Consider the following 10,290-nt stretch of genomic DNA (forward strand, 5'->3'; position numbering starts at 1 on the left):
CTCTACCTTGGACGTTAGGCGCGCCGTTTCAAATCCTTTGTGTCATGTGACCCGAACCTGCCATGTTCCACACCACGTGATCCTGGCGCCCGTTTTTGGCGCCCGTCCCGTCCCGCAGGCACCGGAGCGAGCAGCAGGAACACCGGTCCACACCGTCCTCCCGCGGCAGCCTGGCCCGGCTCCGCCAAGGCCGACGCGGGAGATATTCGGGTGCGGCGCCGGCGGAGATCGCCTAGCTTGATCACGATGCAGTCCCAGCCTGATGACCTCGACGAACGCGACGTGCTGCGGATCCTGGCCGAGTGGGACGTCCGCGCTACCGCGCTGGCGTACGCCCCGGTCGGCTTCGGCGACCACCACTGGGTCGCGACGGCCGAGGACGGGCGGCGGTGGTTCGTCACCGTCGCCGACCTCGCGCTCAAGGGCGGACCGGACGTCCGAGGCGCCCTGCGGGGCCTCCGCGCGGCCATGGACACCGCCGCGTCCCTGCGCGAGGACGCGGATCTGGACTTCGTCCTGGCGCCCCTGCGGACCACCGAGGGCGAGACCCTCCGCCCGCTCGGCGCCCGCCACGCGCTCGCCGTTTTCCCGTTCATGGACGGCAAGGCGGGCGACGTCGACCGGCCTCGGACCCCCGGCCAACGTGCGGCCGTCCTGGACCTGCTCGCCGGACTGCACCGCCAAGCGCCTCCGGCCGCGGCGCCGGTCCTCGATGTCGACCTGCCGTTGCGGGCCCTCCTGAACAGGGCCTTGGACGGCACACTCACCTGGACGAACGGCCCCTTCGCCGACCCCGCGCGATCCCTCATCGCAGACCGTGCTCCCCTCCTCCGCCGCCGGTTGGAGGAGTTCGACCACCTGGCCCGGGACGTCCGGAACAGCGGTGCCCCACCCGTCCTCACCCACGGCGAGCCGCACCCGGGCAACCTCCTGGAACAGGACGGCCGCTACCTGCTCATCGATTGGGACACGGTCGGCGTCGCACTCCCCGAACGGGACCTGTGGTCAGTCGTGCAGACCCCCGAGGACCTGGACCTGTACACCACGTCCACCGGCCGCACCCCCGACCCGGCGGCCCTCACGCTCTACCGGCTCCGCTGGGACCTGGACGAGGTCTCCCTTTACATCGACTGGTTCCGCGCCCCGCACCACCACTCGCCCGACACGAGAACAGCATGGGACGGCCTCCACGAGTCGGTCGACAACCTCACCATCCCCACCACCCAGGAGTGCTCCGGGATATGAGAACGACCTGACACAGCGAGGCTGCTACAACAGCGATCTCCTCCCCCTGATCGTCGAGAACGGCACCGACACCCCGATCATCGTCTACAACGCGCCGGGCTGCCGCGGCCATCGTCTCGCCGTGCTTTCCCCCGGCCAAAACAGCACCTACGAGTTCGGATCCAGCGTCTCCGTCCCCCGGTGATGCGCGCGGGACGAAATTCCCGCACCTGGGTGACAGGTGGGCGGGTGGCGGCGGACGAGTCGGCCTGTAAGCCGGGTTCTGTTCCCGCCGCCGGAGCGGCGGGTGACGGCCATCCATCTCGGGCCGCCGTTGCCGGCGGCCTCCAGCGGTCTACCCGCAGGCTCGGGCGGGCCGCCCTCGGACACCTGCGCGGGGCCTCTCGCGAGACCCCTTCTTGACCTTGCTCCAGGTGGGGTTTACCTAGCCGCCCACGTCACCGTGGGCGCTGGTGAGCTCTTACCTCACCGTTTCACCCTTACCGCCGGCGGACCGGCGGCGGTTTGCTTTCTGTGGCACTGTCCCGCGGGTCGCCCCGGGTCGGCGTTACCGACCACCACGCCCTGTGGAGCCCGGACTTTCCTCGACGGGGATCGCTCCCCGACGCGGCCGTCCGGCCGGCTCGTCCGCCGTGATCCAAGGGTAGCGGGTCACGCGAGCACGCCGGTTGGACGATCTTCTTCGGGGTAGTGCCCGGAGGATGTTCTTCGAGGGTTTCACGCTGGAGCGGATCGATACGGGCGAGGCCGAGCTGCGGGTGCGGCACGGGGGGTCGGGATCGCCGGTGCTCCTGCTGCACGGTCATCCCCGCACGCACGCCACCTGGCACAAGGTCGCGCCGCTGCTCGCCGGGCGGTACAGCGTGGTGTGCCCGGACCTGCGCGGCTACGGAAAGTCCTCCAAACCGCCCACCGACGCCGAGCACACGCCGTACTCCAAGCGCGCCATGGCCGGCGACCTCGTCGCCCTCATGCGCGCTCTCGGCCACACCTCCTTCGCGGTGGCGGGCCACGACCGCGGCGCGCTGGCGGCCTTCAGGACCGCCATGGACCATCCGGACGCGGTGAGCGCGCTCGTGGCGATGGACGGCCTTCCGGTGGTGGAGCACCTGGAACGCTGCGACGCCCGCTTCGCCGCGGCGTGGTGGCACTGGTGGTTCTTCGGCCAGACCGCCAAGCCCGCGGAGCGCGTGATCAACGCCGACCCGGACGCCTGGTACTCCACCACCGGCGAGCACATGGCGCCCGAGGCGTGGGCCGACTTCCAGGAGGCGATCCACGACCCGGCGACCGTGCACGGGATGCTGGAGGACTACCGGGCGGGGCTCGGCATCGATCGCCGGCACGACGAGGCCGACCGCGCCGCGGGCCGCCGCGTCCGGTGCCCGACGCTGGTCCTGTGGTCCCTCAGGGACGATCTGGAGGACCTGTACGGCGACCCCCTCGACATATGGCGGAACTGGGCAGCCGACCTTCGCGGCCATCCCGTCGACTCCGGCCACCACATGGCCGAGGAAGCGCCGGCGGAGGTGGCCTCCGCGATCGGCGCGTTCCTCGACGGGCTGCCTAGCGGTCCAGGTGATGCACGTCGTTGAAATGGCGGAGGGTCGCGGGACCGTCGGCGTACCAGTCGACGGCCGACAGTGACGCCACGTCCAGGTGCATCCGGTACAGGGCCGCCATGGGGGCACCCAGGGCGTGCTTGACCAGGAGCTTGATGGGCGTGACGTGTGAGACGACCAGGACCGTCCGCTGGCGGTGGCGGACCTTCAGCTTGTCCAGGGCGGTGGTGACGCGGCGGGAGACGGCGGTGAAGCTCTCTCCGCCCGGGGGCGCGACGTCCGGGTCCCGCAGCCACTCCCGCAGCTCGGCGGGATGGCGTTCGCCGGCCTCGCCGAAGGTGAGGCCCTCCCAGGCGCCGAAGTCGGTCTCGCGGAAGCCGTCCTCGACGCGGACGCCCAGCCCGACGGTGGCGGCGACCTCGGCGGCGGTGTCGCGGCAGCGCGACAGGGGCGAGGTGACGATGGCGTCGATCCCGCGGTCCTTGAGGGCGAGCGCGGCGGCGCGGGCCTGGGCGAGCCCGGTGGCGGTGAGCGGGACGTCGCTCGTCCCGGCGAAGCGCTTCTCCGCGGACAGGGGCGTCTCGCCGTGCCTCAGGAGCAGCGTGGTCGTCGGGGTGGAGGAGGGTGGGCCCGGGGGCGGTTCGGGCTCCCCCGGCGCCTCCTCGACCTTGCGGGTCCACGGCTCGCCGCGGGCGGCGGCGTCCATGGCCTCGTTGGCGAGCCGGTCGGCGTGCGCGTTGCGGTTGCGCGGGATCCACTGATAGCCGACCGAGCCCAGACGCTCCGCCACCTCCCGGGCCTGGAGGGCCAGCGGGATCATGTCGGGGTGCTTGATCTTCCAGCGCCCCGCCATCTGCTCGACGACGAGCTTGGAGTCCATCCGCACCTCGACGCGGGCGGCGGGGTCGATCGCCGCGGCGGCGGCCAGGCCGGCGATCAGGCCCCGGTACTCGGCCACGTTGTTGGTGGCGAGGCCGATCGACTCGGCCACCTCGGCGAGCACCTCGCCGGTGACGGCGTCGCGGACGAGGGCCCCGTACCCGGCGGGCCCCGGGTTGCCCCGGGACCCCCCGTCAGCCTCGACGATCAGCCTCCGCGCGGTCACAGCCCCGACTCGGGGGTGCGGACGAGGATGCGGCGGCACTCCTCGCAGCGAACGATCTCGTCCTCGGCGGCGGCCCGGATCCGGTTCAGGTCGACGGTGTTCAGCGCGAGGTGGCACCCCTGGCAGGCACCGCGGAACAGTTTGGCCGCGCCGACGCCGCCGAACTGGCCGCGCAGCTTCTCATAGAGCGCGAGGACGTCCTCGGGGATGTCCTTGCCGACGGCGGTGCGGGCGGTGCTCGTCGTCCCGGCCTCTTCGTCGATCTCCTGCTGGGCCGTGTCGCGGGACTTGACGAGCTCGGCCAACTCCTCCTGCGCGGCGGTCTGGTCGGCGCGCAGGGCGGCGACCTTGCCCTCCGCCTCCTCGGTGCGTTCCATGATCTCCAGGACGACCTCCTCCAGGTCGGACTGGCGGCGCTGGAGCGAGGCGATCTCCGCCTGCAGTCCGCTGAGGTCCTTCGCGGAGGTCACCTGCCCGGAGTCGAGCCGCCCCCGGTCGCGGTCGGCCCGGCTGCGGACCTGGTCGACGTCCTGCTCGGCCTTGCGCTGCTCCCGCTCCAGGTCCCCGACCTCGGTCTCGGCGGCCACGATCGCATCGCGCAACTCGGTGAGACGGCCCTCCAGCCGTTCGATCCCGGCCAGCTCGGGCAGCGTGCGGCGGCGGTGCGCCAGCCGGTCCAGCGAGCTGTCGAGGTCCTGCAAGTCGATCAGGCGAAGCTGGGCTTGCGGTGCGGCTTTCACATTGCTCCTTCGAAATGCAGGCGCCACGCGTCGGTGACGAGCGTGGACACCCGGGTCTCCAACTTGCCCGCTTCCTTCGATGCCCCGACCAGTCGCCGCTCCGCGTCGGCCAGCCAGGGCCACTCGGTCGCCCAGTGCGCGGCGTCCACCAGTGCCGGACCGTCCTGCTCGGTGAACTCCGACGCGGGGTGGTGGCGCAGGTCCGCGGTGAGGTAGACGTCGGCGCCGGCCGCGCGCGCCGTGTCGAGCAGTGAGTCCCCCGCGCCGCCGCACACCGCGACCGTGCGGACGGCGCGGCCGGGATCGCCCGCGGCCCGGACGCCCCAGGCGGTGGACGGCAGCCCGCCGGCGACCCGCCTGGTGAACTCCCGCAAGGTCACCGGCTCGGCCAGGTCCCCGATGCGGCCGAGGCCGCGGCGGGGGTCGTCCTCGGCGGGGACCATCGGACGCAGGTCGCCGGTGAGGCCGACCGCCCGGGCCAGCGCGTCCGACACTCCCGGGTCGGCGCGGTCGGCGTTGGTGTGCGCGGTGTACAGCGCCACTCCGTCCCGGATCATCCGGTGGATCAGCCTCCCCTTGGGGGTGGTCGCGGCGACCGAGTGCACCCCGCGCAGCAGCAGGGGGTGGTGGGTGACCAGCAGGTCGGCGTCCCACTCCAGCGCCTCGTCCAGGACGGCCGCCACCGGATCGACCGCGAACAGCACTCGGCCGACCTCCTGGTCGGGGTCCCCGCACACCAGCCCCACGGCGTCCCAGGACTCCGCCCACGCGGACGGGTACAGCTCGTCCAAGGCCGCGATGACATGGGATAGGCGCACGTCCCGCAGGCTACCGCGCCGAGCCGCTCCCGCCGAGCCACCGAGCGTTACCGTCGGGCGCCACGGTCTGAAACGATATGCCGGGGAGAGCCCGATCGAGGGGAGAACGCCATGTCGGCTTCCGGCGCCGAAGCGGGAACGAGGCCCACTGAAGCGATACCGAAGCCCGCACCGAGTCCCGCCGCATCGAATGCGCAGCCCAGCGCACCAGGTGCGACGCCCAGGCGGTTGAGTCTGGCACCCGCCGCCCTGGGGTCGGCGCCTTCCGGATTGGGTACGCCCACCGCGGACCGCCCGCACATGCCGGGCTACGGCACCTTGGGCCCTGAGGAGGGCAGCGGGCTGCTCCCGTGGTCCTGGGCGTTGGAGCGGCTGCGCGCCGCCCGCAATTTCTGGCTGTGCACGGTGCGGCCGGACGGCCGTCCGCACGCGATGCCGGTGTGGGGTGCGTGGTCCGGGGAGGCTCTGATGTTCAGCAGCAGCGTGCCGTCCCGCAAGATGGTGAATCTCCGGGCCAACCCCAACGTCGTGGTGACCACGGAGGAGGCCGAGGAACCGGTGGTCATCGAGGGGACCGCCGAGGTCGTCACCGAACAGAAGGCTTTGCAGCGGTTCATCGACCTGGTCAATGCCAAGTACTCCACCGGCTATCGTGTGGACTTCCTGGACCCCGTGGTGAACGCGACCGTAGCGGTACGGCCGCAGCGGGCGTTCGGGTTGCGCCAGGGAGATTTCACCGGCTCTCCCACCCGGTGGTCGTTCGGAACCTGAACGTCCGCCGGGATCAATCTGGAGACTCATCGCGTTGGAGAGTGTGTGAAGTCACCCTTTCGCCGCCGCAAGCGCGTCAAGGGCCGCGCCATGGGCAACAAACCCGAGCCGGCCGAGCAGGAGATCGTCGAGTGGCCCCGCGACGGGACGGGGAAATCGACCCTGATGGGCGCCATCCGCGGCGACGGCGAGACCGGCGCCGGCTTCGGCGGCGGCATGTTCGAGGACCTCGCCTCCGCGTTCGAAGGCTCCAAGAAGGTCAAGCAGGAAGAGCAGCAGCGCGAGAAGATCCTGCGGCAGGACGATCACGAGCAGGCCGGGTCCGGGGCGTCGCGCCGCGACGACCTGGACTCCGGCAAGATCCGCATCCGGCGTAACGGGGCCGCGTCCCCGCCGCCGACCGCGGAGTGATTTTGTCCGATTTGTATCGAACATAGGTTCGAATCGGGGTTATCCTGAGCGAGTGAGCGCCTACGTACCGCCCGGCTGGCCCGCGCAGGTGCACCCACCGGGCACCGACCGCTTCGAGGACACCGCCATGGCGTGGCTGCTCGAGCTCGTCCCGCCCGAGTACCGCCGCTACGGTGTGCTGCGCCGCTACCCGATCATCCTCGCCCGGATGGCCCGGCATCATGTGACCGCCTCCGTCGAGGCCGCCCGCGAGGGGTTCCGCACCGCCCGCGTCGATCTCGGCGACGTCGTCCCACCGCACGGGATCGAGGCCGTCCTGGAGACGTACCGGCGCGAGGGCGCCCGCCTCGTCGCCCTCCTCCAGGGGATCGAACTGATCGAGACGGCCCTGCGCGGGCTGACCGAGCCCGACGACCCCGCCCACCGCCGTCCTTTCACCCCGAAGCTCTAGGACCTCCGACCGCCGACCATACGCATTGGAACATCCATCTGGCCGGTCTAGGCCATCTCGATCTGGACCAATCGGAACCCGGTGGTGCACCCCCTCTCAGGTGGACCGACCGACGGGCCGTCGCTCACCGTCACCGCGATGGGACCGCACCAACCCGCCTCCGGGGCGGCGGAGGGCTTGCGCCCGCCTCCCCCGGCATGCTCTGATCACTCCCCCACCCGAACCAGTCGACGCTTGGCAGGGGTCGCCGGTGAAGGGCTGAGCCGACCAGTGCTCACCCTGAACATCCGCGCGACCTGAAGTGGGTCCTGGCCACGGCACAGCCGGGACTTCACGCTCCCCCGCGCATGGCATGAATGCCGCCGCCCCGGCGGTCGGGCGGCGCCATACGTGAAGGGGGATGCATTGTCGACGCATTCGAGCACCCAGGTCGAGCCGAAGTGGCTGCCACCCGGCTTCCGTTTCCGGCGCCAGATCGACGGCGAGGCCGCGGCGGGCTTCCTCGGACCGGCTGAACAGACCAGGTTGGTGCATACCAAGGGCTGGGCCCTCGCCGACTGGTCGAACCCGCTCGTCGTGCACGTCACGACCGAGCCGGACGCGCAGTTGCTCGCCACGGAGAACCGTCCGGGCGTTCCCATCAACCTCGGGGACGTCGCGGCCCAGGCCGTGTATCACGACGGGACGTGGACCGACGGGGACCATGACCTGCGCCCCCGCTGGACCACCGGACTCGCGCACTCGGTCACCGTCCGGACGCCGACACGCGTCTTCGGCGTGATCGGCCCGCGCGAGATCAGCGTGGAGGATCTCGTCGAGGTCGCCAAGTCCCTCCCTCTCACCGAGTGATCCGGACGGCGTAGGGGAGAAAGCGATCCCGCCATGCAGTATTGACCCCATGAGCCTCTTGGAGCAGATTGCCCCGAACCTCACCGGCGTCCTCCGCCGCGACGCCTGGTGGATGGGGTGGAACCTTCTGCTGGCATGGATCCCCGTGGGCCTGGCCTGGATGCTCTTCCGGGGACGGACCCTGTCGCGGTCGCCGCTGTGGTGGTCCGGGCTGGTGCTGTTCGCGCTGTTCCTGCCCAACGCGCCCTACGTGGTCACCGACCTCGTGCATCTCCGCAACGACATCGTGCAGTCCGACCAGGGCGGGCCGGTGGTGACGGCCGTCCTGCCGGTCTACGCGGTGCTCGTCGGGTCGGGTTTCCTCGCCTACTATCTGGCGCTCGGAGCCGCGCTCCGCCACCTCGCCAGAATCGGGCTGGGCGCGTATCAGGGGCGGGTCGCCGTGGCGGCGCACGCGCTCTGCGCGGTCGGGATCTTCCTTGGCAGGTGGGCCCGCCTCAACAGCTGGGAACCGGTGGTCGCCCCGCAGGCGGCGCTGGAGCGAATCGTCCTGCATTTGACCTGGAATTGGGCGCCGATCCTGATTATCGGCACATTTATGGTCACCTGGATCTGCCATTTTCTGACCCGGGCGATAGCCGAGGCCGTCCAGAAGGCCGCGTTGAGCGGCGCCCGCCGCCTTCACAGAGTTCTCGCGTCCTATGGTGGACGCTTCACTACTGGTTGATCTCGACGATGAAGATGTCCCGGGACGAAAGTGCCGGCGGGACGAGGGAAAGCCGGCCCCGCAACCGCGGGGCAATTGCGGGACCGGGTATCGGATCGGTGTTCAGCCCTGGCGGATCAGACCTGCTTCACGACCGGCTTGGCCTTGCTGCCGGCCGTCTCGAACTTGAGCTGGGTCTTGTTGCTGACCACCGACTTGTCGGCGGAGCCGCCACCCTTGACGATCACGCTGACGCTGACCGCGGTGCCCTTCGGGGGAGCAACCGTGAACGTCTTGGTCTGGCCCTTGGCGATGTTCTCGGTGCACCGGGCCTCAAGGATGTCGCCGACGCAAACCGTGGCGGTGTAGTTGCCCTTCTGCGTGACCTTCACGGTGACCTTGGCGGGTGCGGCGGCATCGGCGGACGAGGCCATTCCGAGCCCGATCACTCCGGCGGCGCCCACCATGGCGGCGGCGGTGGCGATTCGGCGTGCCGGGAACGCGCTTGCGGACATTTCTTCTCCCTGGTCTCTGGGAAAGTCGGAGATCGCGGTCTCTGTGCGCCCTCCGTACGACCAGGGGTACGAGGGGCCCGACCAATCGGGTTCAGCTTTTAATTGCCTAATTTCCCGATTAGTTACGCCTATCAATCGGCGCGCAGCGGGCCGGGGAATTGGTCACGGTCCACATCGCCGGCAGGTCAGGGTGTCGTCGGCCGGGGCGAATCCCCCGTGAGGAGGCCGGCCAGGTCCAGCTCGTCGCCGCTGACGTCGGCGAGCCAATCGTCGTGGACGAACTCGAAGTCCAGGGTCGCGGTGTCGAGCAGGCCGACGCTGCCGCGCATCACCTGCTGCTGAGGGTTGTCCCGCACCGGGTCCCACCTGCTGACCTTCGGCTCCACCAGCTGACCGAGCGCGTAGGAGGCGGTCCGCCCATAACTGCGCGGCCCGTTCTCGTGGTGGTAGTGGCCGCCGATGTGCACGGGCGGCTGGAGCCGCTCGATGAGCCGGGACAGCTTCGCCGACCCCTGGGCCTTCCCGTGCCGGTCGTTCGACATCCCGTGCGGCCCCTCATGGGTGACCAGGACGTCGATGCTCCCGGGCTCGGCGGCCATCAGCGCGTCGTAGGCGTCCGCGTCGAAGTCCATGACCCCGGGCGACTCGATCATCCCGAGGAAGGCCGTCCGCAGCCCGCCCACGTCCGCGACGTGCCCGCAGGCGACGTGATGGTAGGCGCTGAGCGGATCCACCGGCGTCACCGCGGCGCCGCTCGTCTCGTGCAGCCAGGCGAGCCAGTCGTGATCCTCGTGATTGCCGCTGAGGAACAGGACGGGCGGGACCTCCTCCAGCGCGCGCTGGATGCTCTCGGCCACCCGCGGCGCCCGGTCCAGGAGCCGGAAGAAGTCGCTCTGTGCGGGATGCCCCGCACCGAACTGGCGGCTCGAATCGTCCCACCGGCCAGGCGACGGATACGCCCCCAGGTCCCCCACTTGAACGACGGCGTCGAGCTGGATCTGCCGGTGCCTTTGCAGCAGCACCACCGCTCCCAGCGCATGCACCACGCACCCGTGAACGTCACCGACGAATGCAACCTTCATGCCACATGACGTTACTGCCCCCTACCGGTCTGTGG

General features: G+C 70.7%; 12 protein-coding genes and 1 other RNA gene. 7 read left to right on the top strand and 6 right to left on the bottom strand.

Annotated features, from left to right (window positions below; all coding sequences use genetic code 11):
• Positions 1 to 246: 246 nt before the first annotated feature.
• The gene (locus AMA02S_RS15675; RefSeq protein WP_174550961.1) at positions 247 to 1,245 is read left to right on the top strand and encodes a phosphotransferase enzyme family protein; all 999 of its coding nucleotides are present in this window, start codon (positions 247 to 249) and stop codon (positions 1,243 to 1,245) included.
• A gap of 235 nt (positions 1,246 to 1,480) precedes the next feature.
• Here AMA02S_RS15675 and rnpB read toward each other — a convergent pair.
• Positions 1,481 to 1,871: RNase P RNA component class A (rnpB, locus tag AMA02S_RS15680), an RNA gene on the bottom strand.
• A 75-nt stretch (positions 1,872 to 1,946) separates the two neighbouring features.
• On the opposite strand from rnpB, the gene AMA02S_RS15685 reads away from it, so the two are divergent.
• Entirely contained in the window at positions 1,947 to 2,840 is an 894-nt protein-coding gene (locus AMA02S_RS15685; RefSeq protein ID WP_067458384.1) for an alpha/beta fold hydrolase, read from the top strand.
• On the opposite strand, the gene AMA02S_RS15690 is transcribed toward AMA02S_RS15685, so the two are convergent.
• The 3 genes from AMA02S_RS15690 to AMA02S_RS15700 are packed head-to-tail and all read right to left on the bottom strand — an operon-like array spanning position 2,812 to position 5,470.
• Complete coding sequence (locus tag AMA02S_RS15690) at positions 2,812 to 3,912, bottom strand: bifunctional RNase H/acid phosphatase (protein ID WP_067458387.1); 1,101 nt, start codon at positions 3,910 to 3,912, stop codon at positions 2,812 to 2,814. The two genes, AMA02S_RS15685 and AMA02S_RS15690, sit on opposite strands and share 29 nt — an antisense overlap.
• A complete protein-coding gene (locus AMA02S_RS15695) occupies positions 3,909 to 4,652 on the bottom strand; it encodes a zinc ribbon domain-containing protein (RefSeq protein WP_067458389.1) in 744 nt (247 codons plus the stop codon). The genes AMA02S_RS15690 and AMA02S_RS15695 overlap by 4 nt, the downstream gene beginning before the upstream one ends.
• Positions 4,649 to 5,470, bottom strand: a complete 822-nt coding sequence (locus AMA02S_RS15700; RefSeq protein ID WP_067458392.1) for a Nif3-like dinuclear metal center hexameric protein — start codon at positions 5,468 to 5,470, stop codon at positions 4,649 to 4,651. Before AMA02S_RS15700 ends, AMA02S_RS15695 begins: the two co-directional genes overlap by 4 nt.
• Before the next feature lie 300 nt (positions 5,471 to 5,770).
• Here AMA02S_RS15700 and AMA02S_RS15705 point away from each other — a divergent pair, with 300 nt between their 5' ends.
• The 5 genes from AMA02S_RS15705 to AMA02S_RS15725 all read left to right on the top strand — a co-directional run bounded on the left by AMA02S_RS15705 (position 5,771) and on the right by AMA02S_RS15725 (position 8,679).
• Entirely contained in the window at positions 5,771 to 6,241 is a 471-nt protein-coding gene (locus AMA02S_RS15705) for a pyridoxamine 5'-phosphate oxidase family protein (RefSeq protein ID WP_067458396.1), read from the top strand.
• A 45-nt stretch (positions 6,242 to 6,286) separates the two neighbouring features.
• Complete coding sequence (locus tag AMA02S_RS15710; RefSeq protein ID WP_067458399.1) at positions 6,287 to 6,652, top strand: DUF6191 domain-containing protein; 366 nt, start codon at positions 6,287 to 6,289, stop codon at positions 6,650 to 6,652.
• A gap of 52 nt (positions 6,653 to 6,704) precedes the next feature.
• Positions 6,705 to 7,103, top strand: a complete 399-nt coding sequence (locus AMA02S_RS15715; RefSeq protein ID WP_067458402.1) for a hypothetical protein — start codon at positions 6,705 to 6,707, stop codon at positions 7,101 to 7,103.
• Positions 7,104 to 7,508: 405 nt separating this feature from the next.
• Positions 7,509 to 7,952 (top strand): hypothetical protein, encoded by a 444-nt coding sequence (locus AMA02S_RS15720; RefSeq protein WP_067458405.1) that lies wholly within the window; start codon positions 7,509 to 7,511, stop codon positions 7,950 to 7,952.
• A gap of 49 nt (positions 7,953 to 8,001) precedes the next feature.
• Entirely contained in the window at positions 8,002 to 8,679 is a 678-nt protein-coding gene (locus tag AMA02S_RS15725; RefSeq protein ID WP_067458408.1) for a DUF1361 domain-containing protein, read from the top strand.
• Positions 8,680 to 8,795: 116 nt separating this feature from the next.
• Here the strand turns inward: AMA02S_RS15725 and AMA02S_RS15730 are convergent, their stop codons facing one another.
• Complete coding sequence (locus tag AMA02S_RS15730) at positions 8,796 to 9,173, bottom strand: hypothetical protein (protein WP_067458411.1); 378 nt, start codon at positions 9,171 to 9,173, stop codon at positions 8,796 to 8,798.
• 185 nt (positions 9,174 to 9,358) lie between these two features.
• Positions 9,359 to 10,255, bottom strand: coding sequence for a metallophosphoesterase family protein (locus AMA02S_RS15735; protein ID WP_084265184.1), 897 nt, complete (start codon positions 10,253 to 10,255; stop codon positions 9,359 to 9,361).
• Between the last annotated feature and the right edge of the window lie 35 nt (positions 10,256 to 10,290).

The organism is Actinomadura macra NBRC 14102 (genome assembly GCF_001552215.1).
GTDB lineage: Bacteria > Actinomycetota > Actinomycetes > Streptosporangiales > Streptosporangiaceae > Spirillospora > Spirillospora macra.